The sequence below is a fragment of the Streptomyces sp. NPDC005374 genome (assembly GCF_042872225.1).
Lineage (GTDB): Bacteria > Actinomycetota > Actinomycetes > Streptomycetales > Streptomycetaceae > Streptomyces.
In genome coordinates this window covers 1-25,016 of the sequence record NZ_JBIAKA010000029.1, presented here as the reverse complement: position 1 = coordinate 25,016, position 25,016 = coordinate 1, and the positions used below count along the sequence as shown (strand labels likewise).

The 25,016-nt window shown below is 69.4% G+C and carries 18 protein-coding genes and 1 pseudogene; 13 read left to right on the top strand and 6 right to left on the bottom strand.

The window, feature by feature from the left end; genetic code table 11:
* The first annotated feature begins 81 nt into the window (after positions 1-81).
* From ACFYRX_RS44570 to ACFYRX_RS44555, 4 genes are all read left to right on the top strand, one after another.
* On the top strand, positions 82-1,062 hold the full coding sequence (locus ACFYRX_RS44570) for an aldo/keto reductase (RefSeq protein WP_389112942.1): 981 nt from the start codon (positions 82-84) through the stop codon (positions 1,060-1,062).
* Between the two features lie 67 nt (positions 1,063-1,129).
* Positions 1,130-1,735, top strand: a complete 606-nt coding sequence (locus ACFYRX_RS44565; RefSeq protein WP_389112870.1) for a dihydrofolate reductase family protein — start codon at positions 1,130-1,132, stop codon at positions 1,733-1,735.
* A 136-nt stretch (positions 1,736-1,871) separates the two neighbouring features.
* Complete coding sequence (locus tag ACFYRX_RS44560) at positions 1,872-2,828, top strand: ankyrin repeat domain-containing protein (protein WP_389112869.1); 957 nt, start codon at positions 1,872-1,874, stop codon at positions 2,826-2,828.
* Positions 2,829-2,860: 32 nt separating this feature from the next.
* Complete coding sequence (locus ACFYRX_RS44555) at positions 2,861-3,307, top strand: NUDIX domain-containing protein (protein WP_389112868.1); 447 nt, start codon at positions 2,861-2,863, stop codon at positions 3,305-3,307.
* Positions 3,308-3,979: 672 nt separating this feature from the next.
* Here the strand turns inward: ACFYRX_RS44555 and ACFYRX_RS44550 are convergent.
* Positions 3,980-4,465: a hypothetical protein gene (locus ACFYRX_RS44550; RefSeq protein WP_389112866.1), complete on the bottom strand. Its 486-nt coding sequence runs from the start codon at positions 4,463-4,465 to the stop codon at positions 3,980-3,982.
* Positions 4,466-4,971: 506 nt separating this feature from the next.
* On the opposite strand from ACFYRX_RS44550, the gene ACFYRX_RS44545 reads away from it, so the two are divergent.
* Positions 4,972-7,665: an RICIN domain-containing protein gene (locus ACFYRX_RS44545; protein ID WP_389112864.1), complete on the top strand. Its 2,694-nt coding sequence runs from the start codon at positions 4,972-4,974 to the stop codon at positions 7,663-7,665.
* 74 nt (positions 7,666-7,739) lie between these two features.
* On the opposite strand, the gene ACFYRX_RS44540 is transcribed toward ACFYRX_RS44545, so the two are convergent.
* The 4 genes from ACFYRX_RS44540 to ACFYRX_RS44525 all read right to left on the bottom strand — a co-directional run bounded on the left by ACFYRX_RS44540 (position 7,740) and on the right by ACFYRX_RS44525 (position 14,066).
* Positions 7,740-9,125, bottom strand: a complete 1,386-nt coding sequence (locus tag ACFYRX_RS44540; protein WP_389112863.1) for a GH1 family beta-glucosidase — start codon at positions 9,123-9,125, stop codon at positions 7,740-7,742.
* Entirely contained in the window at positions 9,122-11,974 is a 2,853-nt protein-coding gene (locus ACFYRX_RS44535; protein WP_389112861.1) for a glycoside hydrolase family 3 C-terminal domain-containing protein, read from the bottom strand. The genes ACFYRX_RS44540 and ACFYRX_RS44535 overlap by 4 nt, the downstream gene beginning before the upstream one ends.
* A 428-nt stretch (positions 11,975-12,402) precedes the next feature.
* Complete coding sequence (locus ACFYRX_RS44530; protein ID WP_389112860.1) at positions 12,403-12,930, bottom strand: AraC family ligand binding domain-containing protein; 528 nt, start codon at positions 12,928-12,930, stop codon at positions 12,403-12,405.
* A gap of 227 nt (positions 12,931-13,157) precedes the next feature.
* On the bottom strand, positions 13,158-14,066 hold the full coding sequence (locus ACFYRX_RS44525) for an AraC family transcriptional regulator (protein ID WP_389112940.1): 909 nt from the start codon (positions 14,064-14,066) through the stop codon (positions 13,158-13,160).
* A gap of 128 nt (positions 14,067-14,194) precedes the next feature.
* On the opposite strand from ACFYRX_RS44525, the gene ACFYRX_RS44520 reads away from it, so the two are divergent.
* The 6 genes from ACFYRX_RS44520 (at position 14,195) to ACFYRX_RS44495 (ending at position 20,323) form a co-directional block, all read left to right on the top strand.
* Positions 14,195-14,980, top strand: a complete 786-nt coding sequence (locus ACFYRX_RS44520) for an MBL fold metallo-hydrolase (protein WP_389112858.1) — start codon at positions 14,195-14,197, stop codon at positions 14,978-14,980.
* A gap of 134 nt (positions 14,981-15,114) precedes the next feature.
* The gene (locus tag ACFYRX_RS44515) at positions 15,115-16,122 is read left to right on the top strand and encodes an SMP-30/gluconolactonase/LRE family protein (RefSeq protein ID WP_389112856.1); all 1,008 of its coding nucleotides are present in this window, start codon (positions 15,115-15,117) and stop codon (positions 16,120-16,122) included.
* Positions 16,119-16,823 (top strand): NADPH-dependent F420 reductase, encoded by a 705-nt coding sequence (locus tag ACFYRX_RS44510; protein ID WP_389112939.1) that lies wholly within the window; start codon positions 16,119-16,121, stop codon positions 16,821-16,823. The genes ACFYRX_RS44515 and ACFYRX_RS44510 overlap by 4 nt, the downstream gene beginning before the upstream one ends.
* A gap of 98 nt (positions 16,824-16,921) precedes the next feature.
* Positions 16,922-17,863, top strand: coding sequence for a hypothetical protein (locus ACFYRX_RS44505; protein ID WP_389112854.1), 942 nt, complete (start codon positions 16,922-16,924; stop codon positions 17,861-17,863).
* A gap of 94 nt (positions 17,864-17,957) precedes the next feature.
* Positions 17,958-18,311, top strand: coding sequence for a hypothetical protein (locus ACFYRX_RS44500; RefSeq protein ID WP_389112853.1), 354 nt, complete (start codon positions 17,958-17,960; stop codon positions 18,309-18,311).
* A gap of 470 nt (positions 18,312-18,781) precedes the next feature.
* Complete coding sequence (locus ACFYRX_RS44495) at positions 18,782-20,323, top strand: RICIN domain-containing protein (RefSeq protein ID WP_389112851.1); 1,542 nt, start codon at positions 18,782-18,784, stop codon at positions 20,321-20,323.
* Between the two features lie 26 nt (positions 20,324-20,349).
* Here ACFYRX_RS44495 and ACFYRX_RS44490 read toward each other — a convergent pair.
* Positions 20,350-20,879: pseudogene (locus ACFYRX_RS44490) on the bottom strand (RICIN domain-containing protein); the annotation flags it as partial.
* Between the two features lie 641 nt (positions 20,880-21,520).
* Between ACFYRX_RS44490 and ACFYRX_RS44485 the strand changes: the two are divergent.
* The gene (locus ACFYRX_RS44485; RefSeq protein ID WP_389112849.1) at positions 21,521-22,045 is read left to right on the top strand and encodes a hypothetical protein; all 525 of its coding nucleotides are present in this window, start codon (positions 21,521-21,523) and stop codon (positions 22,043-22,045) included.
* A 169-nt stretch (positions 22,046-22,214) separates the two neighbouring features.
* Positions 22,215-24,767, top strand: a complete 2,553-nt coding sequence (locus tag ACFYRX_RS44480) for a CBM35 domain-containing protein (RefSeq protein ID WP_389112847.1) — start codon at positions 22,215-22,217, stop codon at positions 24,765-24,767.
* Positions 24,768-25,016: the final 249 nt, after the last annotated feature.

Sequence of the window (25,016 nt, the reverse complement as noted above, 5' to 3'; positions counted from 1 at the left end):
CCGAGGTCGAGGCACTTGTCGCGGGCGGCTCGGCCCACGTCCGACGCTGACCGCTTCTCCCACACGTTCCAGGAGCACGTCTTGCACCACCGGAAGATCCAGAACACCTCGGTCACCGTCTCCGAACTCGGCTTCGGGGCCTCGGTGATCGGCAACCTCTACCGGGTGACCCCTGCCGAGGACGCGTCGGCCGCCGTCGACGCCGCCTGGGACGCGGGCATCCGCTACTTCGACACCGCACCGCACTACGGTCTCGGCCTCTCCGAGCACCGCCTGGGGGCCGCTCTGCGCGACCGCCCACGCGAGGCCTACGTCGTCTCCTCGAAGGTGGGCCGGCTCCTCGTCCCCAACGAACACCCGCGGGGCGTCGACGACCAGGGTTTCGTCGTGCGCGACGACCTGCGCCGACAGTGGGACTTCAGCCGCGACGGCGTCCTGCGCTCCCTCGACGACACCCTGCGCCGCACCGGCCTCGACCGGATCGACGTGGTCTACCTCCACGACCCCGACGACCACTGGCGACAGGCCGCCGACGAGGCCATGCCCGCCCTCGCGGAACTGCGCGACCAGGGTGCCATCGGCGCCATCGGGGCGGGAATGAACCAGTCCGGCATGCTCACCCGCTTCCTGCGCGAGACCGCCGCCGACGTGGTGATGCTCGCCGGGCGCTACACCCTGCTCGACCAGTCCGCCCTCGACGACGTCCTGCCCACCGCGCAGGCCCAGGGCAAGAGCGTCGTCGCGGTCGGCGTGTTCAACTCCGGCCTGCTCTCCGAGGACCGGCCCGCCGAAGGTATGAAGTACGACTACCAGGACGCCTCGCCGGACCTGGTGCACCGCGCACTGGCGATCGCCGAGGTCTGCGAACAGCACGGCACCACCCTGCCCGCCGCCGCGATCGCCTTCCCTTACACCCACCCCGGCGTCGTCAACGTCACCCTGGGCATGCGGACCCCGGAGCAGGTCGAGAGGAACGTGGAGCTGCACCGCCGGGAGGTTCCCGCGGGACTGTGGGACGCCCTCCGCTCAGAGAAACTGATTCGGGCGGACGTACCGCGATGACGGACACCCGTGCGCCGATGAGTTCTCGGCGGCTGTGCCGTCTACCCGTCGACGAAGGGAGCGCACCATGCGCAAGATCATTGTTTGCACGTTCCTCACGCTGGACGGCGTCATGCAGGCACCGGGCGGTCCGGACGAGGACACGCAGAGCGGCTTCGAACACGGCGGCTGGCAGAAGCCGACGTCCGACGACGAGGTCGGCGCGGCCATCTCCGGTTGGTACGAGTCCTCCGACGCGATGCTGCTCGGCCGCAAGACCTACGAGATCTTCGCGGCGTACTGGCCCACCGCCGATCCGGACAACCCGTTCACCGAGCGGATGAACAGCATGGACAAATACGTGGCGTCTCGGACCCTGACGTCCGTCGAGTGGCAGAACTCCGCGCTGCTGGAGGGCGACACCGTCGATGCCGTACGCACGCTGAAAGAGTCCGACGGCGGCAACATCAACGTTGTCGGCAGTGGCGACCTCGCCCAGGCCCTCATGCGGCACGGCCTCGTCGACGAGTACCGGCTGACCATCCATCCAGTGATCATCGGCACCGGCAAGCGGCTGTTCGCCGACGGGGCCATCCCCACCGCACTGGAGCCGGTCAGCGTCTCGACGACGAAGGGCGGCACCGTCGTCGCGGTCTACCGGCCGAACGGCGAGCCCGGCTACGACAGCTACTAGGCGCGGGCGCCGGGCAATCCGACTGCCCGGGGTGATGCCGCGTTGGTGTCGACGGCGAACGCGCTGGTCAGCCCCCGTGTCAGACCCGTGTGCGAGCGTGTAGCGCGAAAGCATGCGCCAGGTTGAAGGGGGATCGGTGGCAGCGGTGAACGACGGCTGGGCTGGTATGGGCTGGGACTGGACGGATGTCGACGACATTCGTCGGCGTCTCGGCGAAGGCGCCGATCCGGAGAAGTGGAGCGGGGGCCGGCCGCTGCATCGCGCGGCCACGTTCGGCTCCGCGGAGGTGGTCGCCGAGCTGGCTGGTCGAGTTGCGGATGTGGACGCGCTGGAGAACGGGGTGACGGCGCTCTGGGAGGCCGTCGTGTCCAAGAAGCCGGACAACGCACGAGCCCTCGCCGCTGCCGGGGCCGATCCCTGGCGACTGTCGATCGGCGGCTGGTCGCCGGGGCGGCTGAGCCTGGCCGGACCCACGCCCGGTCTGTTTCAGGTACCGGAAGGGGTACGCCTGACCGACACGGAGCGTGCGACAGCGGAAGAGGCCGATCGGCTCACCACGGCACTGGGCACGTTCGAGTACGACGGCATGGGGCTGGCTTGCGTGGCCGGCATCGACGCGGCCGAGGCGGTACGCCGTCTGGAGGCGACGCCGGTGGACGGTGACGTGATCGATGAGCTCCTTGAAGATCCGTACGAGTACGACATGGACGAGAGCTTGCAGATCCTCGGCGTGACCTCCGTCCCGGGCGGTTGCGTCGTCACGCAGCCCTGGGGGTACGCGCCGCAGATGCCCGGCGTGTTGACCCGGTTGTCCACCGGAACGGTCTGCTACGGCCTGTACGCCAATCCCAAGAGCGGCAACCAAGGCAGCATCGCCCGTCATGGAAGGGTCGAGGGCTGGGACCTGCACCCTGGCGGGGGACCGGACGAGAACGACACCTCCGAGGAAGTGTTGGCGTCGTATCTCCACCACTACGAGGCGGTGGCCTATTCCTGCGCCTTTGTGGGACTGCGTCCGGTCGACAGCCGTGCTGTGGTCGGACCTCCCGACGTGTGGGTCGAACTGCCCCGCCGCGATTACTGGAGCCACTGATTCCGACAGGCCGCAACCCCTACGCTGGCGGAATGCGGGAGTTGACGTTGCGTGTCCGAGTGGCCGCCTACGTCTTGCGCCGACGCGCGGGGCGGCCGGTGGAGTTGCTCGTGTTCGACCATGACGCCGACCTGCCGCCGGGACCACACGTCCCGGCGGGGGGTGCGGGCCCGGAGGAGCCGCTGGAAGAGGCGGTGCTGCGGGAAGTCACGGAGGAGTGCGGGCTGACATGTGTGCGAGTGCTGCGCCCCCTCGCGGAGGAGCACACCCCCCACCCGATCCGCCGCTTCCCCCGCCACACCACCTTCTTCGAACTGGAGGTGGACGGCGACGCAGATGTCCCGGATGCGTGGGACCACCGCGTGACGGGCGCGGGGCGCGACAACGGCATGACGTTCCGCTGCCGTTTCGAGCCGCTGCCTCTGGCATTCCCTTTGGCCGACGGACAGGATGCCTGGCTGCATCGTCTGGAAGCATAGGTGGGCTGTCGGTGGCTCAGACCGCCGAGCGCCTGGTTGACGGCGGCTGCCCACCCGTTCCTCCACAGGAACAGATCGCCGTCGAGCGCGCCATCACACGGGTGGGATCGGGCCGGTCCCTCGCACTCACGAGGTGCACGGCCGCGAATGGTCGACGCCGCTGTCCACCACGCCTTGAGCGGAACCCGATCGACGCGGGAAGACAGCTCGGCGAACCTGCGTCGGCAAGCGCTCGGGCTGTGTCCGGGAGGTCCGTCCCAGCCCGCCGGCCTCTACGCCGAGTACACCCTGGACCACCTGGAGGCCGTGATCGGCGGCAAGACCTTCAAGCCCGGCAGGACCCACCACGACAGCACGATCATCCAGGCCCGCCCCAGCCTGCTGGAGGACCAGCTTGTCCGCTGGCCTGATCACCTCCGACGGCAACGGCGCGGGCAAGTTGCCCCTGGTCTCCATCCTCACCGGCCTCCAGGTGCCCGACGAAGGCACCGTTTCACGGGTAATCCAGCGGCATCTTGACGACGGAGTCGGGCCGGGGTGCTCGTGCGGAGCTGCTCGGTGATGGCGACGGGCTGCCGGTCGAAGGCAGGCGCACCCGGCTGTGACCCCGTCGGGCACCTGCGCCGCGCTTGGTTGGGCCTTTCGCCGGGGGCAGTAGCGGGTCGGCGTGGTCTACCACCAGGCGGAGCACTTGGCCGGGGGGTCCGTGATCAGCGAGCCGCAGACCCGGAACTGGTAGTCGGGGTCGGTGCTGGTCCGCCGGAAGGGCGTGGTCAGGCTCTGTCCCGCGGACCGGACGGTGAAGGGGCCGCACTGGAGCCAGGGGTACACGGCGTCGGCGTTGTCCCAGCCGTCTGCCCGCCAGTCCATCCAGACCTTGTCGCCGGGTCGGGTCTGACCGCTGATCTTGCCGAAGCCGATCTGCGTGCTGCCGTAGACGCCCTTCTCGAGCGTGAAGTGGACGTTGCCGACCCAGAACTCCCGCGGTTTCTTGAAATCTCCCGAGGCGTTGTCCGGGTGGTCGCGGAAGCCGCGCTTGCCTCCCACGCAGTCGGAGGCCGCGGCCGCGGCGGGCTGCGGGGGCTGGGCGAGGACGACACCGGTGGCGACCATGCACAGTGCCGCGACCGTGGCGAGGGTGGAACCTAACAGGCGCATGAGAGTCGTCTCTTCCTGTCTGTGGACGGAGCCCCTTGATGAGGCCGGGGCCTGGCGGACAACTCGAACGGTAGGGAGGAGGGGGAGCCGGCAGTACCTGAGAATTAGCAGGGTGGCCGTACGCCGCTCAGCTCGAGACGAAGACCGTGAAGGTGAGTCTGCTGCCTGACGCCGGTCCCGGGGAGGCGTGACCTCGCCGACGGACCTGACGCTGGTGACCGAGTTCCGCCCGGCCCGCACCACAACACAGACTCGACCACAATGAGTCGTACTTATTTCGGCGAGCGGTTGGCGTCAACACGGCAATCCCCTCCTGGACACTCGCCATACCGTCTCCACCTGCGAATTCTCGCCCCCTCGGACGCCGGAACAGGACCAAACCCAGGCAGCAATCGCTCGCCGCTTGTTAAGTCCGTGAAAATTAATTCGATCCATCGTCTTGACGGCGCCTCAATCGAGAGCCGATAAATGCTACTCATAACGGGGGTACGAGGAGGGACACCCACATGAGACCCCAACGCGCCGGCGCGGGGCTGTACAAGTCGCTCGCGGCAGCCGCCGTCGTCTTCGCGGCCGTGCTGCCGGCTCAGCCGGCCTATGCGGCTACGACGAACTTCTACGTCGACCCCGTCAACGGCAGTGACAGCAACTCGGGGACCAGCACCGCCGCCGCGTTCAAGACCGTCCAGGCGGCCCAGGCGGCGGTCCGCGGTGTCAACGCGAACATGTCCGACGACATCGCCGTGAACCTGCGCGGGGGCACCTACTCCCTCACCAGCCCGATCACGTTCGGCGCGAGCGACTCCGGCACCAACGGCCACACCGTCGTCTACCAGGCGTACAACGGCGAGACCCCCGTGATCAGCAGCGGCAGGACCATCAGTGGCTGGAGCGCCGTCGGCAACGGTGAGTACAAGGCCTCCGTCGGCACCCTGAACTTCCGCCAGTTGTACGTCAACGGCGTCCGCGCCACCCGCGCACGCTTCCCCGATCTCGGCTCGGACTTCCAGCTGCAGGGCAGCGACAAGACCAACAAGCTGCTGAAGGTCCTCAGTTCACAGGTCTCCGACTGGGGCGGCCTCAACCAGGTCGAGATGGTGCTGGAGACGCAGTGGGCGGAGAACTACCTGCGGCTCAAGTCGTTCTCCTCCAGCAACGGCACAGCCGACGTGTCCATCCAGGACCACGAGGCGGGCATCCTCTTCCAGCGCCCCTACCCGGTGCTGGCCAACGGCTCCCCACTGCACTTCGAGAACGCCCACGAATTCCTCGACGAGCCGGGCGAGTTCTACGTGGACACAGCGGCGCAGGCGGTCTACTACAAACCGCGCTCCGGCGAGGACATGTCCACGGCAACCGTGCAGGCGCCCACCCTGCAGACGCTCGTCGACGTCAAGGGCGGCAGCCTGGACAACCCGGCGCATGACCTGCGCTTCTCCGGCATCACCTTCGCGCAGACCACATGGATGGAAGCGACCGAAAACGGCCTGCTCAACGGCCAGGGCGGCAACTACAACCTGTCCGCCGACGCCTCGAACCACCAGTACGTGGGCCGTCCGCCGGCCGGGGTCCAGGTCGCCGAAGCCGACCGCGTCTCATTCACCGGAAACACCTTCACGCAGATGGGGGCCACCGCCCTCGACCTGTCCCACGGTGTCCACGACAGCAGCGCGACCGGCAACATCGTCTACGACATCGCGGGCAACGGGATCATGGTGGGCAAGTTCTCCGATCCCACGGTGGAGTACCACACCGTCTACAACCCGCCGGCCTCCCCGACCGGTGAGGATCCGCGCGAGGTCGTCAAGAACGTCACGGTCAACGACAACCTGATCACCCGCATCGGCGAGGACTACCTGGGCACCGCGGGCATCAACGCGGGATTCGTCAACAGCACCACCATCAACCACAACGACATCACCGACGCCCCCTGGGCCGGCATCTCACTCGGCTGGGGCTGGCAGTCAGCCGCCAACGCCGAGGGCAGGAACAGCATCAGCTACAACCGGATCGGCAACGTGGTGAACCGCCTGTGCGACACCGCGGGCATCTACCACCTCTCCAACGATCCGGGCACCGTCATCAACGGCAACTACGTTCACGACGTGGTGCGCACGCCGTCCGCCTGCGGATCAGCCGTATCCGGTCTCTACATGGACGAGGGGTCGAACAACATGACTCTCTCGAACAACGTGCTGTCGCACACCGACGGTTTCATCAACCAGAACGCCAACGGTTCCGCCATGACGCTCACCGGCAACGCGACCACGGGCACCTCGGTGATGAAGGCGTCCGGTCTGGAGCCCGCCTACCAGGGCCTGTCGGCCAAGCTCAACCTCGCCCACAACAAGCCGACGTCCGCCTCCTCAGTCGTCAACTCCAGTTGGGCGGCGTCCCGCGCCGACGACAACGACAGTTCCACCGGCTGGTCTCCCACCGGGAGCGACACCTCGGCCTGGTGGCAGGTCGACCTGGGCCGGGCGTACCAGCTCGGGCAGTACTCCCTGACGATGCGCCAGGACATCGACCAGCCCGAGACGCGCAGCGGGTTCGAGATCCGGGCCTCCAACGACCCGTCCTTCGCCACCTACACCGTGCTGGGACGCCAAGGGGCCACCACACTGCCACTCGCCTCGACGCTCACGGGTGACATCGACGCCCGCCAGAAGTTCCGCTACGTACGGGTCTCCAAGACCGACGGCGCGTACTTCTTCATCGCCGACTTCAGCGTGCAGCAAGCGGGCGGCGCGCTGGAGGACTCGACCGCTGGACCGAACGTCGACTCCTCGACGTACTACACGCTCAAGAACGTCAACAGCGGGCAGCTGGCCGACGTCTACCAGGCCTCCACCACCGACGGCGCGAGCGTGGTGCAGTGGCCGGGCAACGGCGGCACCAACCAGCAGTGGAACATCGCGCGGGTGAGCGGTCAGCTCTACAAGATCGTGAACAGGAACAGCGGCAAGGCCCTGGACATCGATCAGTCGAGCCACTTCAAGGGGGCGAAGCTCGAGCAGAACACCTACAGCGGCAGCAACAGCCAGTTGTGGTACTTCGAGCCGACCAGCGGTGGGTACGTCATCCGCAACTTCGAGAGCAGGCAGGCCCTGGAGATCGGCGGTGCCTCGACGGCCAACGGGGCCGCCATCGATCAGTGGATGTCACTGAACCAGCCCAACCAGGCGTGGACGATCCAGTGACAGGCTGATCCAACGCCGAGAACCCGTACTGAAGGGGCCGGGAAGGCGCCTACATGCCGACCCCTTCAGTTGTCCTATGTCCTGGCGCGGTGTGCGACGATCAGGTCTCGGTACCAGTGGTAACTGTCCTTGGGCGTACGGGTGCGGGTGTCGTAGTCGACGTGGACCAGGCCGAACCGCTGGTCGTAGCCGCGCGCCCACTCGAAGTTGTCGAGCAGCGACCAGAGGTAGTAGCCGCGCACATCGACACCGGAGTCGATCGCGTCGGCGACCGCCCGGAGGTGGTCGGCGAGGTAGTGCGTCCTGTCGGGGTCGTGGACCTGACCGTCGGAGGTGAGGGTGTCGGCCTCGGCGGAGCCGTTCTCCGTGATCCAGATCGGGGGCAACCGCGGGTAGCGGGCGTGGAGTCGGCCGAGCAGTTCGGTGAGTGCGGAGGGGACGACCGGCCAGCCCATGGTGGTGTGCCGGGTGCCGTAGGGGTCCACTTCGGCGACGCCGATGTCGACCGCGGTGCGCTGCTCGGGATCGGGCTCCCGGTGGGGTGCCGCGGTCACGCAGATCGGCCGGTAGTAGTTCAGGCCGACGAAGTCCAGCGGGGCGCCGATCACGGTCAGGTCGTCCCGGCCGCGCCAGGGGCCGTCGGCGAGACAGGCCCAGGTCTCGGCCTCGTACGCGGGGTAACGGCCCGCGAACAACGGCTCGGCCCAGATGTCGTTGTGCAGGGTCTCGGCACGGCGGTGGGCCGCCCTGTCGTCGGGCCGGTCCGAGGCGGCGTGGACACGGTCCAGGTTGAGGGTGATGCCGACGTCCCGGGCACCCGCCGCCCGCAGCGCCCGTACCGCCAGACCGTGGCCGACGAGCAGGTGGTGGGCGGCGGCCAGGGCGCCCCGGCCCTCCTGAGCGCCGGGGGCGTGGCGGCCCTCGGCGTAGCCGACGAAGGCCGAGCAGTACGGCTCGTTGAGGGTGATCCATCGCTGGACCCGGTCGCCGTAGCGTTCGGCGGCGAGCGTCGCGTAGGCCGCGAACGCCTCCGCGGTGTCCCTGACGCGCCAGCCTCCCCGGTCTTCCAGGGGCTGCGGCAGGTCCCAGTGGTACAGGGTGACGGCGGGTGCGATGCCGGCGGCCAGCAGCTCGTCGATCAGACGGTCGTAGAAGTCCAGACCCTTTGCATTGACCGGGCCGGTGCCCTCGGGCAGCAGACGGGACCAGGCGATCGAGAACCGGTAGGTGTCGACGCCGAGGCCGCTCAGCAGCGCGACGTCCTCGCGGTAGCGGTGGTAGTGGTCGGTCGCGGTGTCGCCGGTGGCGCCGCCGAGGGTACGGCCCGGGGTGTGGCTGAAGGTGTCCCAGATGGAGGGGCCGCGGCCGTCCTCGTCGTGGGCGCCCTCGATCTGGTAGGCGGCGGTGGCGGCGCCGAAGCGGAATCCGGGAGGCAGTGCCGGGAATGCGGGGCGGCTCATACGGCTGGCTCCTGAGACGAGTTGAAGGAGAAGGAGGAGAGGCGGAAGTCGCCGTGGAGGGTCAGCCGCAGCTCGTGGACGCCGTCGCCGGGCGCCGCCACGTCGACGCTCACCGTCGTCCACGTATACCGGCTGCCCGTGACCGGTGGCACGAGCTCCGCCAGGAGCCGGTCGCCGGCCCGTACCTCGAGGCGTGCCTCGCCCGTCCCGGTCGCCCCGCGTGCGACTTCCGCATCGAAGCGGGTGATGCCGGACAGGTCGACGGACTCGAACACCAACAACGCGGGGGACGCGGGATCGGTCGGGGTGACCGCGTCTCCGGCGCTACGGGTCGCGTCGACGAGGGTGACGTCCCTGTAGTCGTCGAAGTCGGCGGCCAGGACGCGCCTGCCGACCACCGCGCGGGGTGCGGGGGCGGGCCCGGTCACGGTCAACGGCGCGGTCAGAACGGCGTGTTCAGCGGAGCGGGCGACGAGGATCTCGTAGCCGCCGGGGTCCACGGTGAACGCGCCCGTGGCGACGTCCCAGTGCGCGAACCGCTCGGCCGGCAGCCGGAAGGTCACCTCGCTGCTCTCCCCGGGCTCCAGCCGTACCTTGCGGAAGTCGGCGAGCTTGAGCCGGGGCGCCTCGTAACGGGCGTCCACGGCACGGACGTAGAGCTGGACCACCTCGGTGCCGGGCCGCGCCCCGGTGTTGAGGAGTGTGGCCGTGACGTCGAGCTCGCCGTCCTGCGGCACCGTCGTCGTGGACAGCCGCAGGTCGCTGTAGGTGAAGTCGGTGTAGGACAGGCCGTGGCCGAAGGCGTACAGAGGTGCCCGGCGGTGGTACTGGTAGGTCCAGCCGGCCTTGATGACGTCGTAGTCCAGCGGGTGCGGGAGTTCGTCGTCGCCGCGGTACCAGGTCTGCGGCAGCCGTCCCGACGGGTCGGCCTCGCCGTACAGCACGGCGGCCAGTGCCCCGCCTGTCTCCTGCCCGCCGTGGGAGGTCCACACCACGGCAGGCAGATGCTCGTCGGCCCAGTCGACGGCGTACGGGTAGCTGCTCATGACGACCAGCGCGGTCTCCGGGCGTACCGCGGCCACCTCGCGCAGCAGGGCCTCCTGGGTGGCGGGCAGGGCGGTGCCCGTGCGGTCCTCGGTCTCGCGGCCGTTGATGAGCGGATGGTTGCCGAGGACGACGACGGCGACATCCGCCGCCGCGGCGGCGCTGCGGGCTTCGGCCACCCCGTCCCGCAGCAGGTCGCGCTGCCAGCGTTCGGCTTCCTGCGGGGTGTCGGCGCTGACGGTGACCGTGCCGTCGGCGGGGTCGACCGCGGCGTAGCGTCCGGTGCGGACGTTGCGCAGGAGCACCGTGTCGGTGTCGCCGAGAGGATCCGGCTCCAGCAGGAAACTCTCGTCGATGAACCAGGTCTTGATCACCGTGCGGTCGGCGACGAGCGAGTCGTCGTCCTTGCGGGTGAGGTAGCGGCCGGTCTCCGCGTCGCGCAGGGTCAGCACCCCGTCGCCCCATTCGGTGACGTCGTACGCGGTCCCGCCCAGAGGCTCGCCCGTGGTGCGGGACCGCAGGGCGATCCGGTCGGAGCCCTCCACGGTGACGACGTCACCCGCCTTCGCGCGCAGCCCGGACGCGATGCCGACCTGATAGGGCAGGGTGGCGCTGTACCAGTCCTCGTACAGGCGGTCGGCGTGCGGGCCGATGACGGCGATCCGCGGTGTGCGGTCCGGCTGGAGGGGCAGCAGACCGTCGTTCTTGAGCAGCACCACCGACTCGGTCGCGGCGCGCAGGGCGAGGGCGCGGTGCTCCGGGCTGTCGATCACTTCGGGGCCGATGGCGGTGTACGGGTCGAGGTCCGGGTCGAACTCGCCCAGCCGGAAACGCAGTTGCAGCTGGCGCCGGGCCGCTCGGTCGATGTCCTCCTCGTCGACGAGACCGCGCTCCAGGGCTTCGCTCAGTCGGCCGACGGTGACGTGGCTGTCCTCGTTCAGGTCGGTGAAACTGTCGATGCCGGCCCTCAGCGCTGCGCCGTGGCCCTCGGCGTGGTCGGCGAAGTAGTGCTCCTGCTCAACCAGGTTGGAGGGCGCTTCGGCGTCGCTGACGACGAACAGTTCGTGGCCGGTCGGCACGGCCCAGTCGCGCAGTTCGTCCAGGAGCGGACTGACGTGGCAGGGGCGGCCGTTGACGAGGTTGTACGCGGCCATCGCACCGGTCGCCGCGCCCGAGGCGACGATCGGGCGGAAGGCCGCCATGTCGTACTCCCGCAGGACACGGGGGCGCAGGCCGGAGGATGTGATGCAGCGGTCGTCCTCGTTGTTGTAGGCGAGGAAGTGCTTGAGCACTCCGGCCGCGCGCAGGTAGGTCGGATGGTCTCCGGCCAGGCCCCGGCAGTAGGCCGTGCCGAGCCGTGCGGTGTGCACCGGGTCCTCGGAGTAGCCCTCCTCGTTGCGGCCCCAGCGCGGATCGCGCAGCAGGTTCACCACGGGCGCCCAGGCCTGGAGGCTGTTGACGCCGACGCCGTTCGCCGTCGGGCGGTGGTAGTGGAAGGCGCGCAGTTCGACCGAGACGGCGTCGGCCACCTCGCGGACCAGGTCCTCGTCCCAGGTCGCGCCCAGCCCCACGGCCTGCGGGAAGACCGTCGCCTCGCCGAGCCAGGACACCCCGTGCAGCGCCTCCGTGCCGGTGCGGAACACGGCGACGCCGAGGCGCTCGACAGCCGGTGCGTACTGGTGCAGGAGCGCGATCCGCTCGTCGAGAGTGAGCCGTCCGAGCAGATCGTCGACACGCTTGTCGACCGGCAGCGCGGGGTCGCGGAACGGAAGACGGTCGGCGGTGGACAGGGAGGCAGAACCCACGAGCGATCCCCTATGCAGGCTGGTTGCAAAGAATTGAAGCGCTTCGACGCTGCCATTGGCCCGTGAGGCTGTCAACGACTGGACAGTACGAAAGTTTCCCGTTGTTGTTTCCCTTGTTTCGCACGAAATCTGTGATTAACCTTCGCCGCCAGGTGAAGCGCTTCGACACGCGCTTCGGTGTGCCGATTTCGATGCCGGGGGGGAGGCCGCGTCATGACCTGACGGAGCCTCACCGACCCCACGCGCAGCGGACGGGCGGCAGCGTCTCCGAACGCCGGCCAGCGGCAGCGCCGCACTCCGTGTCACCTGAGCCCGGCCCCTGCGCCCCACCGGAAAGGCAAGCATGAGCAGCGCATCCCGGATCCTGCGGTGGGGCCACCGGGCCCTGGAGGTCGAGATCGGCGTCGGCGAGGACGGCGTCGCCCGCCTCACACGCCTCGGCCTTCCTGGCGGACCGTCCCCCGAGCGTCGGTCGTGGCCCCCCGCCCGGCGTAGTCGGCGCTCGTGCCGAGTTGCCGGCAGCCGGGGCCGTTCCACTCACTGACCACTCGGTCGGCATGGTCGAGGTGAGGCGGAAAGGACGAAGTGAACAGCAGCTGCACACCGTCGGTCGCGCCCGGCCTGACGTAACGCTGGACCTGGCCGGGCCGGACCCACAGCAGGGTGCCGGGTCGACAGGGATAGGTCACGGAGTCGATCGCGTGCTCCCCGCTCCCCTCCGTGATCAGGGAGAGCGTGTGGAAATCGACCCGGTGCACCCCGTCGGGATCCCTTCGGGCGCGCCGCCGGTGCAGGGTGGCCAGGTCGATGATCTCGAAGCCGGGAACCGTCTCCTGCGGCGGCTTGAAAGCGAGACGTGGGATCGGGTCTCCCGTCGGCAGGTCTCCGGCACCCGGTTCTTCGACCGCATCACGATCTCCACGCGTTCTCGCCCTACCGCGGCGGCGGATTCGCATCTTGTCCAGCCGGTCTGCGACCTCGCACGACGTTCAATGACGTCGTGTCGCCTCGACCGCCCTGCCGCAGGCACCGGACTCTGTCTCACGCGCCGGTCATCCATTGGCGGGCACCCGATCCGAGTTCACCGGTTCTCGCTATTCCTTCGGTAATCCCCTTGCAGAGAGCCGCATTCACGCAGGCTTCACGCAGACGACTTCCGGACTCCACCCCGGGGGGATCACTCTCACTGGTGCCCCTGATGCGTCTGACGGAATGCGCCCGGAGTCACCCCGACGTGTCGGGTGAAGAACTTGCCGAAGTTGGAGGGTTCGGGAAAACCCAGGCGTCGGGCGATGGTCGCCACCGGCTCGTCGGTGTGGGCGAGAAGCCGCCGGCCCTCCAGGGCGACTCGACCGTCGATGACGTGTTTGACGGGCTGCCCGGTGGCGGCCGTACAGGCGCGGGTGAGGGTCTTGACGGTGTATCCGAGGCGGTGGGCGTAGTCGGCGGCGCGACGGGTGGTGGCGTAGGAGCGTTCCAGCTCGGCACGGAAGCGGGCGTAAGCCTCGCCGCCCGCGTTCGGGTCTCCGGCGCCGTCGGCGTGGGGCAGCCGGTCGACCTGCAACAGCACGGTGGCCAGCAGGAGTTGGAGGATCTCCGCCGAGACGGTCGGCCCCAGACGGTCGTACTCCGCCCGCAGTTGGCCCAGCAAGGTCGCCAGCACCGCGTACGCGGGGCTCGCGCCGAGTTGCCAGCACGCTGACCCGTACCACTCGTTCACCAGCCGGTCGGCGCTGCTGCTGTGCGGGGGAAAGGCCGGCGTGAACAGCAGATGCGTGCCGTTCGCCGTGCCGGGCCGGACGAAACGCTGGACCTGGCCCGGCCGCACCCAGAGCAGGGTGCCGGGGCGGACGGGGTAGGTCACGAAGTCGATCGCGTGCTCCCCGCTGCCCTCCGTGATCAGGGTGAGGGTGTGGAAATCGACCCGGTGCACCAGGTCGGGCCGCCTCCCCCGGCGCCGGCGCCGCTCGTGCAGGGTGGCGAGGTCGATGATCTCGAAGCCGGGGACCCGCTCCTCGGGCGGACGGAAGCCGAGCCGAAGGATGGCGCCGCCCCGGGAGGGATCGCCGTCACCGAGGTCCACGGGAAGCATCACGATCTCCAGATGTCCTCGATTTACCATGCCGCGTCTTCAGCGTATCTCGTCTGCCTGCGGTTTCGCGGCGAGAGTGGAGGACATCAAGACGGCGCGAAGCCGCCTCCACCGCAAGGAGCACCCCCATGAACGGCACGGTCACGGTCCTCGACAAGGGCGCGGTCCGCATCCACAGCTACATGTCGCCGGCGGACACCTTCCACACCACCACCCAGCTGATCGAGACCCCGGCCCGCGTCATCGCGATCGACGCCCAGCTGCTCCCCGCCTACGCCGACGAGGCCATCGCCTACGCCAAGGGGCTCGGCAAGCCGATCGACCGCCTCATCGTCACGCACGCCCACCCGGACCACTACAACGGCGCCGCCCGCTTCGGTGTCCCCGTCCACGCGCTGGCCCAGGTGCGCGAGCAGATCATCGCCCGCGGCGACAGCAACCTGCCCACCGGCCAGGTCATCCCCCTGACCGACTTCACGCCGAGCGTGGCCGTCATTCCCGGCACCGAGGTCATCGACGGCGTCCCGTTCGTCTTCGAGGCCGTGGCCGGCGGTGAGGCCGCCGACGAACTGCTCATCAAGCTGCCCGAGCAGGGCGTGCTGATCGCCCAGGACCTCGTCTACAACGACGTCCACCTCTACCTTGGCAACAACGACATCACCGGCTGGCAGCAGGCCGTCGACGCCCTGGCCTCCGAGTCCGGATACGACACGATCCTCGCCGGCCACGGCCTGCCCACCGGCCCGGAGGTCTACGAGGACGTCCGGCGCTACCTGACCGACGCCCGCGAGCTGCTCGACGACGACGGCGACGGCGACGCATACAAGAAGGCGATCGTCGACCGATACCCGGCCCACCTCGGCCCGTTCATCATCGACATCGCCAACCGGTCCCTCTTCCCGGCCGGCAACTGACCGCCGTCGGCATGTGCGACCCGCGCCGCGCGGATCCGGGGCACTGCGCGCGACCCGCACTCTCTTCGGTCGTCGCCCCAGGTTGTTGATCACCCTCATTGTTCTGCTCACTTATCCCTGCACGGAGATCCGTCATGTCCTGTACCCGCCTTTCCCGTCCCCGTGTCGCCGTCGTGGCGGTGGCTTCCCTCCTCGTCCTGGGCGGTGCCACCCCGGCCCTGGCCGCCTCCGGCGGCGACCTGCCCCACGCCGCCGCCCGGAAGCACCACGAACCGCTGCCCGCCAGCTATTCCATCCCCGGCGACAAGACCTACCCCGAAGGCATCGCCCGCCAGCAGGGCACGCCCTACTTCTACGTCGGCAGCACCAGCGACGGCACCATCTACCGCGGTGATGTCCACCAGAGCGCGACCAGGGTGTTCCTGCCCGGCGGCAAGGACGGACGGACCTCCGTCGCGGGCATGAAGACCGACCGTGCGGGACGGCTCATCGTCGCGGGCGGCGCGACCGGCAAGGTCTTCGTCTACGACACCCACACCCGCGCCCTGCTGCACGTGTTCGACACCGGCCGCAGCGACACCTTCCTCAACGACGTCGCCCTCGCCCCCAACGGCGACGCCTACGTCTCCGACTCGATCCACCCGGCGCTGTGGCACATCACCGCCGCCGAGCTGAAGAGCAGGAAGGTCCAGCAGCCGCTGCACGTGGGCACGGACCTGAGCCACTCCCCGATGGTCTACGACGACGGTTTCAACGGCAACGGCCTGGTGGTCACCGGCGACGGCCGCTACGTCCTGCTCGCCGACTACAACGACCACGCCTTCTACCGCGTCGACATCCGCACCCACAAGGTCGTCCCGATCGACCTCGGCGGCGCCAAGGGCGTCTCCGGCGACGGCCTCCTGCTGCGGGGCCACACCCTCACCGCCGTCACCGAACTCGACCACCCCGAGGGCCAGATCAGCGTCCTCAAGCTGAGCCACGACTACACCAGGGCCGAGCTCGTGCGCACGGTCCACGGTCAGAGCATGCACAGCCCCTCCACGGCCGCCGTCGACGGCCACGACCTGCTGATCGTCAACTTCCAGTTCCAGATCTCCGATCCGAAGCTCCCGTTCAACGTGGTGCGGGTCCACGTCTGACAGCGACCAGGCACAGGGCAGCGCAGTACAGGAGAAAGGACACCACTTCCATGCAGATCACCATCGTCGGTGCCGGCACCATTGCCCGAGGCATCGCCACCCGCGCCCTCGCCGGTGGCCACACGGTCACCGTCACCGCCAAGAACCCCGGTAAGGCCGTACGACTCGTCGACGAACTGCGCGGACGGGCAACCGGCGAGGGCCGGATCGCCGCCGCCGACGAATCGGCCGTGGACACCGCGGACATCGTGGTCCTCGCGGTCCCCTTCGACGCCGCGAAGCAGCTTGCCGCGGCCTACGGGGAGCGGCTGAGCGGCAAGGTGCTGATCGACATCAGCAACCCCGTCGATGCCTCCCTCGACTCGCTGGTCGTCGCCCCGGGCTCCTCCGCCGCCGAGGAGATCGCCGGAGTCGTCGCGCCGGGCACCCGTGTCGTGAAGGCGTTCAACACCACGTTCGCCACGACCCTGGTCGCCGGAGAGGTGAACGGCACTGCGCTCGACGTGTTCATCGCCGGTGACGACGAGGCCGCCCGCAAGCAGGTCGCGGACCTGGTGACCTCCGGTGGGCTGAACCCGGTCGATGTCGGTGCGCTCAGGCACGCCCGCGCACTGGAGGGCTTCCAGCTGCTGCACATGGCCCTGCAGATCCGCGGGGCGGGCCACGGCTGGGCCAGCACGATCAAGATCGTCGCCCCCTGAGCCGTAGCAGTACCACCCCGTCGAGCCCCACTGCCGGCCCGCGACCCCCACGGGCCGGCAGTGGACCGTCAGCAGAACCCCACCAGGAGAACCGCCTCATGCACGTCCGCACCTCCCTGACCACGCTCGCCGTCACCGCGGCCCTGCTGGCCTCCGCGGCCACCGCCACCGCGGCGACCCAGCCCCTCTCGGCACCACACATCACCAACCACTTCGAGCCGGCGGCCTCGCAGCAGCCCGAGAACATCACCGTCGACCGGACCGGAGCGGCGTACCTGACCTTCTCCTTCGCCCGGCAGATCGTCCGCATCACGCCGGGCCATCGCCCGCACGTGCTGGCCACGCTGCCGGCCCCGGCCAAGGCGAGCACCCCCAACCTCGGCAAGGCGTTCGTGGGCGGCATCGCCCGCGCCGACGACGGCACCCTGTACGTCACCTACGCCACCGGCACCGCCGACCTCACCGGCGTCTGGGCCGTACGCCCCGGTGGCCGCCCGCGCCGCATCGCCGCCCTGCCCGCCGACGGACTGCCCAACGGGCTCGCCCTCGACCAGCACGCCGAGAAGGTCTACGTCACGGACTCCGTGCACGGTGTCATCTACAGGCTGCCCGCACGCGGCGGAAAGGCCACTGTCTGGGCCAGGGGCACGCAGTTGGAGCCCACCACGTTCGCCGGCGCCAACGGTCTGAAGCTGCACGACGGGGCCGTCTGGGCCACCAACCTCGACCGCGGCACCGTCCTGCGCATCCCGCTCAACTCCAAGGGCGCCGCAGGGAAAATCCAGGTCCGGGCCACCGGTATGCCGTCCATCGACGACTTCGCCTTCACCGGCCACGGCGACACCCTGCTCGCCGCCCGCGACGACAACCAGGTCGACCTCGTCCGCCTCGACGGCACCCACACCGCCGTGCTCACCCCGGCCGACGGTCTGCAGACCCCCACCTCCATCGCGGTTCACGGCAGCAAGGTGTACGTCCCCAGCGCCGCCTACATGACCGGCAAGGACCCCAACCTGCTCGTCGCCCACCTGGGCCGCTGACGCAGTCGGCAGGAGGCATCCCACCGGGCAGCTCAACGGCAAGCTGCTCCTCGGACGCTTCCCCTCGTTCCGCATCCTGGCCACGGGACTTGCTGTGCTGGGCGCCGCCGACACCCCCCTGGTCGTCCTGGCCGCCTTCACGGATGCAGGCCTGCCGTGGATCGCCACCGCGCTGTTCTTCACGGCCTGCCTGGCCGGCATGATCCTGCCCACCACCACGGCCCTGTCCCTTCAGCGTGCCCCGCACGCCGCAGGCAGTGCCTCGGCGCTCCTGGGCGCCACACAGTTCCTCATGGGCGCCGTCGCCCCGGCCCTGGCCGGTCTCGGCGGCCAGGGCACCGCGCTGCCCATGGCCCTGTCGGTGCTGGGTCTCGCGCCGGCCGCGGCGGGCTGCTTCCTGGCACTGTGCCGACCGTGGCGTCCCTCTGCGGACCCACTGGCCCAGTGAGTTCAAGAGCGGGCCGCCCTGTCGCACTCGTAACGAGTTCGTCCTCATGCACGACGATGGCGCGCTTCCCGTTCTCTTTCTCCGCTTTTGGGAGATGCGGGGACGGGCATGTCGGATCCACCGCCCCCGACCCTTCCCCCAACTCATGGGCGGCACTTGGACCTTGGGGCCAAATGATCATCGATTTTGGAGCGTCCGATTTCGCCCACCCTTCCCGGCACTTGGTCACCATTTCCAATAGACCCTGGAGCTACCGCCGGTAACGTTCCGAATTCCCGAGACTTTGAAGATGAGTCAGTGGAAGTTCTTGTTTCCTGTGTGATGTACATGCGAAGGTGAGGCTCCCCTTAGGGCAGCTACGGCTTGACCAGCCGAAGAGGCTGCCCTGCAGGTATGCACCAATCACTCCCCGCTTTCCGACAGGGCGTCAATTGGCATGCCGTTCTGCGACTGGAAAGGAAATTGGTTACGTGCCGTCCCCTCACCCCCCACGCCCGCCGCACCCGCCCCGCCCCGGACCGACCCCGGGAGAATCGGACCGGGACCTCTTCATCCAACTGAGCGGCCAGGACACCGAACGGCAGCACGCCACGGCCCTGCTCCTCGCCCGGCACTGGCCATCGGCCCGCGACTACGCGCTGCTCTGCCTGGCCACCGCGACAGCCGCGGCCCCGCTCGCGGCGACCAGCGCCTTCCACCAGGTACTCAACCGGTTCGAGGACGGCACCCCCGACGGAGCGCTGCGCCCGCAACTCCTCGTGGCGGTCCGCGAGACCGTCCGCGCCTGGGCCGCGGACGACGGGGCCTGTGCGGCCATGCCGGAACTGCGCAAGCCCACCGGCGGCCGCGGTCTCCACGCGGCGAGACCCGGGGTCGCCACGAGCAGAAAACTCGCGGAACGCGCCTTCGTGGCGCTGCCCGCAATTTCCCAATGCCTGTTGTGGCACACCGAGGTCGAGGCCGAACCCATAGACATACCCGCCGGTTTGTCGGGATTCGACACGGCCACCGCGACCAGTGCGCTGGGGCAGGCCCGCGAACAATTCCGTGCCGGTGTCGTACGCGCGCACAGGGAACTCGCGCCGTCCTCGGAATGCCGCTTCCACAACCGTCTCATCGACGTCGCCGCGCGCAGGGGCGGCACACTGCCTCCCGATGTCCGTCTGCATCTGGGGCAATGCCCGCACTGCCAGCACGCTCTTGAGCAACTCGGTTATTTCGAGAGCGGTTTGGACGTTCTGCTCGCCGATGCCGTACTCGGCTGGGGCGGTCGCCGCTATCTCGCCTCACGGCCCGGCCGCAGCAACCCCGCGGACCGGTCGGCCACGGAGGCGACGGCCACCGTACCTGCCGGCCGCCGGCACCGGACCGGGGCGGACGGCAGACACCGTACGGCGGCGGCCGTGGGCGCGGGCCTCACCTCGCTCGCCCTGCTGGCGGTCGTCCTCGCCGCCCGGGGCTGGTCCGACGACGGCCAGGGCATGCCCGGTGTCCCCGCCTGGGGTGTCCCCACCGCCGTCTCGACGAGCCCCGACCCCAGCGTGCCGCCCGTCGGCGCCGCCCCGTCCACCGCTTCCCTGTCAGGGTCCGGCACGACCACCGACGGCAGCCTGCGCAATGTCGCCACCGGGCTCTGCCTGGACGTGGACGGCCCGGTCGACTCCGGGGCCGAAGCCCGGCTGGCGCGTTGTTCGTCCGCCGTGTCCCAGCAGTGGTCGTACGAGTTCGACGGCACGCTCCGCAGCGGCGCCGACCCCTCGCTCTGCCTGGCCGCCGACCCCGGCGGTCGAAGCGTGCGCATCGCATCCTGCGCGGACCGGCCCGATCAGGTGTCGTACATCCTGACCGGCGCCGGGGAGCTCCTGCTGAGCCGGCACCAGGGTCTCGCCCTGGCCCCCGAGCCCGGCGCGACAGCCCGGCACGTGACGGTGACCGATCGCGCTGTGTCGGGGGAACAGCAGTGGGCCTTCCAGGGGGTGAACCCGGAGGGCAGCTCCAACTCCCCTACCTAGCAGGTTGGTCGGGGGCTTCATGAGCCTCACAGGGCGGTGAAGGTCCACATCAGGTTGGTACTGCCGTCGTACGTCCACTGCTTGGTGAGGGAGCCGGAGGCCACGTTGCCGCCTCCGTCGAGGACCAGGCCGGTGGTGCGGTTGGCGATCGAGTAGCGGCCGTCGCCCCGGTGGGTGATCGTCCACTGCTGGTTGCTGCCGCCGTTCCAGGGCGCCTGGCGAGCGGCGGCACCGTTCCCCGAATCACCCCAGCCGTCGGCGACCATGCCGTTGGCGATGTTGACCAGCTTGTAGTGGCCGTCGCCGAGCTCGACCGCCTGCCACTGGAGGTTGGGGCTGCCGTCCCAGGCCCACTGCTTGAGGTTCGCGCCCGACGCGACGTCGCCCCCGCTGTCCAGGGCGAGTCCGTCCGTGACGTTGGCAGGTCGTCGCTTCCGTACTCGCCGACGTCGAGGACCGCGCCGACGCCGTGGTAGTCGGCCTCCGGGGAGGCCACGGCGCCGCGCAGCGGCCGCAGCCCGGGAATGCCGCCGGAGAAGCGGAACTTCAGGACGTAACGTGCGGATGGGGTCCGTCCCGTGCGCCGTCTCCCCCAGGGCGGGTTCGTCATGGACCAGATCGTCGGCACACAGTGTCGCGACCGCCTCCCCGTCATGGTCGTTCCACGCCTTCTCCCAGCGGGCGCAGAAGTCTTCGACGGAATCGATGTCGGTGGATGCCACGTGGGCCATGATCGTCGTCATGGGATCTGGCTTACAAGTGAGCAAGAACTGCGTGCAAGAGCCATGGACAGTCCTCTCGGCCGACGGCACAAGGGCGCGGCCGGCGTCCGGGCCCGGCCACGGAGTCACAGCCCGGGCGAGCCAGGACTCGCCCTGACGCGACCGCCTCCGCGTCCGGCACCCTCGGCCCGAACCCCGGTCCATCCACCGCGGGCAGGTAGTACCACCGCGGCTCGACGACGACATACAGCCCGACTCGAGGATGCGACCGGAGATGCGGACCCCTGCCCGCCCCGGCAGTGGTGGTCAACTTTTTCCCTCCCGCCAACAGGCCGCACCGGGGCGGCTCTTGCGGGTCTGAGCTGGGCACTCCGCTCGGCGGAAGTGACGAGACGACACCACCTGCGCGGCTCGGAGTGTGAATCCCATGTGTCCGTCTCTTGACGCCCACGTTGTGACCGCTCACAATCCTGGCATGCATGTGACCGGTCACAAAGATGCGACAGGCCTCTCCTGTTCGACCACGTCGCGAGTCGCCGACGGCCACGCGAGCGTGAACGAAGAGATCCAGGAGCAGGCCCAGGCAGGCGTCGAGGCGCTGGGCTGCGGTCGCGACGCGACCGCACTCGCACAGTTCGGCAGCGTGACCCGGTCCCTCAGCGTCCTCGTGTCCGACATCGCCCTCGATGGTTGCGCGACCAACCGGCTGAGCGTTGACAGCAAGGGACCCCGACGGTTCCTGCGAACCGCCTGTGCGCCCCCTCCCCCGCCGTCCGCCGGGGGCAGGAACGCGCAGGCCGGCACGAAGGTCACCAGGAAGCGGTACGTCACCACGGTCATGAGCGCCAGTGCCGGTGAAGGCGACGACCTCGCAGCCGTCGCCCTCGCCATCGGCATCCCGCCGCCCACCCCGCCCCCGGCGATCTGGTTGCGGCCCCCCGGCCGCTCAGCCGCACCCAGGTCGCCGGCCCCCAGCCGTCCCCCGGCCACCGGCGTCTGAACTCCGCCCTCGCCGTGACGACGAGCCCTCCCAAGGTCTTCGTCTTCGTCACCTTCGGCGCCGCGCCGTCTCCGGCATCACCAGCGGCCCCGTCAAGTACCCCCGGCCCAGGCCGGATCCATCCCGCCCCGCACGCCTCCCGCAATGCCGCGGGAGGAGGAGGACCGTCATGCCTCGTACAACCAGCAGATCCGGACGCTTCCGCACCCTCGTGGGCGCGGGCGTCGTCGCCGCGGCCCTCACGGGTACGGCGCTGACCATCCCTGCCGCGCAGGCGGCGACACCGCAGCTGACAGTGGACCTCGGCCGGACCACCGGCGCCGTCATGCACGGCGCCAACGGCACGCTCTACGGTCTCAGCGACGACGGCGTCCCCGGCGACAGTCTGCTGGACCCGCTGCACATGACCTCGATCGTGCAGAAGGCACCCGACGGCCTGCAGCACCCCAACGGCGACGCGCTGACGGTCAAGCCCGCCTACGACCGCGCCGGCGGCGGCGAGGTCCAGATCTACATGCAGGACTACTACTCCCAGTGGCCCTACGAGAACCTCGGCCTGGCCGACTACCTGGCCAAGGTCGACACCATGGTCCGCAAGGTCGCCGCCCGCCCCGACGCGGACGACTTCGTGTGGGTGCCGTTCAACGAGCCCGACGGCATCTGGTACCAGGGCCTGGGCAGCTCCGACACCGCCACGTACACCAGTACGCGTGACAGGTTCGAGAGCGACTGGGCCACCGTCTACAGGAAGATCCGCTCGATCATCCCGAACGCCCGGATCGCCGGCCCCAACGAGACCCACTACGACGCCCGTCTCATGGCCGACTTCTACCCCTGGGCGAAGGCCAACAACGTCCTGCCGGACGTCACCACCTGGCACGAGCTGGACCCCGGCTCCCTGGCCGACTTCGAGTCCAACCTCGCCGCCTACCGGACCATCGAGAAGAACGCCGGCATCTCCCCGCGACCGGTCAGCATCAACGAGTACGCCAACCGGCGCGACCAGTCCGTCCCCGGGCAGATGGTCCAGTGGCTGTCGATGTTCGAACGGAACAAGGTCTACGCCGACCAGGCGTACTGGAACGTCGCGGGCAACCTCAACGACAACGCCGTCCAGACCAACATCCCCAACGGCAGCTGGTGGCTGCTGCGTTGGTACGCGGGCCTGACCGGCAAGACCGTCGCGACGACCCCGCCGCAGGCCAACACCATCGACACCCTGCAGGGCATCGGGTCACTGGACACGCGCCGCAAGCAGGCCCAGGTCCTCCTCGGCGGGACCTCCGGCTCCGTCGACACCGTGCTCCGGCACATACCCGCCTCCTTCGGACACAAGGTCGACGTGACCGTGGAGCGCGTCGGCTGGAGCGGCTACGAGGGCGCAGCCGCCGCACCGAGCGTGGTCTCCCGCGCCACCCTCGCCGTCAGCAAGGACCACGGTGTCACCGTGCCGCTGACCGGCCTGGACCCGATGGCCGCCTACCGGGTCACCGTCAACCCGGCCGGCCACGGCACGTCCACCGCGGCGAGCCTGCCCTGGTCGGCGTCGTACGAGGCCGAGAACGCCGCGATCACGGCGGGCACGGTCTACTCCCAGGGCTCGCGCTCCAACCCCTACGGCTTCGCCACCTCCGGCACCAAGGACGTGGGCAGCCTCAACCAGGCGACCAGCAAGGTCGCCTTCACCGTCACCGTCCCGAAGACGGGCACGTACGACCTGGACGTCTTCTACGGCAACCAGTCCGGCACCCCCTCCACCCAGACCCTCACGGTGGACGGCGGCTCCCCGGTGGACCTCACCTACGGGTCCACCCTGAACTGGACCTACCGCTCCATCGTGCGCACCCCGGTCGCCCTGTCGGCCGGCACCCACACCCTGAGCCTGGCCAAGGGCACCAGCGAGGTCACCCTCGACAAGATCGACCTCACCGCGTCGACCACCCCGCAGGCCGTCTACCCGGCGACGTACGCCGACATCACCGGCTCGCCGTCGTACGACTACTCCACATCGGGCGTCAGCGGCGCCGGCGCCCTCGTGCTGCGCAAGGGCGACAAGGCCGTCTTCGACGTCAGCGCACCGGCCGACGGGTACTACACGGTGCGGGCCGACTACACCGGCAACGGCACCCTGAGCCTGGACGGCGCCACCGCCGCCACGCTGACACCGGCAAAGGGGAAGAACTCGGGCAAGACCCTGAGGCTGTACCTGTCGGCGGGCAACAACCGCATCACCGCGGCCGCACAGGGACACGATCGACTCTCCCTGCGCGACCTGCTGGTCACCGGTGCGCCGAGCACGGAGGGCGTGACCGCCTACGAGGCCGAGGACGGCACCCTCGCCGGCCGCGCGGCTGTCGCGAGCAACGCCTGGACCTCGGGCGGCAAGTACGTCGGCGACATCGGCAACGGCTCCGGCAACACCCTCACTCTGCCCGTGAAGGCCACCAAGGCCGGGCGGTACGTGATGAGCGTCCGTTACGCCAATGACGAGGTCTCGGGCTCGGGGAACTACAACACCAACATCGTCTCCCGCGCGGCCGACATCACCGTCAACGGCACCACGCAGACAGTCATGTTCCGCAACACGTACAGCTGGTCCAACTACTGGTACCTGCCGGTTCCGGTCACCCTCAAGGCCGGCACCAACACCGTCACCTTCGGCAACGCCTCGGCGTACGCGCCGGACATCGACCGGATCACGGTCGCACCGCAGAACGGCTGACGCCGTCGGCCCCGGCAGGAGGCCTGCACCAGGCCTCCTGCCGGGGCCAAGGACTTGCTAGAATAAAGACACTCATTCGAAATCTCGAACGTGGTTCGATACTGCGACAGGAAGGCTCCCCTCCGTGAATGCCGAACACCAGGAATCCTCCCTCTCCGATGCGTGTGTGATCGGGGTGGATTACGGGACGTTGTCGGGGCGGGCTGTGGTGGTGCGTGTGCGTGATGGTGCGGAGTTGGGTTCCGCGGA

Excerpts from the sequence above, each read along its gene's own strand:
- ACFYRX_RS44565 (WP_389112870.1), top strand. The coding sequence starts at position 1,130 with ATGCGCAAGATCATTGTTTGCACGTTCCTCACGCTGGACGGCGTCATG.
- ACFYRX_RS44555 (WP_389112868.1), top strand. The coding sequence starts at position 2,861 with ATGCGGGAGTTGACGTTGCGTGTCCGAGTGGCCGCCTACGTCTTGCGC.
- ACFYRX_RS44550 (WP_389112866.1), bottom strand. The coding sequence starts at position 4,465 with ATGCGCCTGTTAGGTTCCACCCTCGCCACGGTCGCGGCACTGTGCATG.
- ACFYRX_RS44545 (WP_389112864.1), top strand. The coding sequence starts at position 4,972 with ATGAGACCCCAACGCGCCGGCGCGGGGCTGTACAAGTCGCTCGCGGCA.
- ACFYRX_RS44540 (WP_389112863.1), bottom strand. The coding sequence starts at position 9,125 with ATGAGCCGCCCCGCATTCCCGGCACTGCCTCCCGGATTCCGCTTCGGC.
- ACFYRX_RS44530 (WP_389112860.1), bottom strand. The coding sequence starts at position 12,930 with ATGCGAATCCGCCGCCGCGGTAGGGCGAGAACGCGTGGAGATCGTGAT.
- ACFYRX_RS44525 (WP_389112940.1), bottom strand. The coding sequence starts at position 14,066 with ATGCTTCCCGTGGACCTCGGTGACGGCGATCCCTCCCGGGGCGGCGCC.
- ACFYRX_RS44520 (WP_389112858.1), top strand. The coding sequence starts at position 14,195 with ATGAACGGCACGGTCACGGTCCTCGACAAGGGCGCGGTCCGCATCCAC.
- ACFYRX_RS44515 (WP_389112856.1), top strand. The coding sequence starts at position 15,115 with ATGTCCTGTACCCGCCTTTCCCGTCCCCGTGTCGCCGTCGTGGCGGTG.
- ACFYRX_RS44505 (WP_389112854.1), top strand. The coding sequence starts at position 16,922 with ATGCACGTCCGCACCTCCCTGACCACGCTCGCCGTCACCGCGGCCCTG.
- ACFYRX_RS44485 (WP_389112849.1), top strand. The coding sequence starts at position 21,521 with ATGCATGTGACCGGTCACAAAGATGCGACAGGCCTCTCCTGTTCGACC.
- ACFYRX_RS44480 (WP_389112847.1), top strand. The coding sequence starts at position 22,215 with ATGCCTCGTACAACCAGCAGATCCGGACGCTTCCGCACCCTCGTGGGC.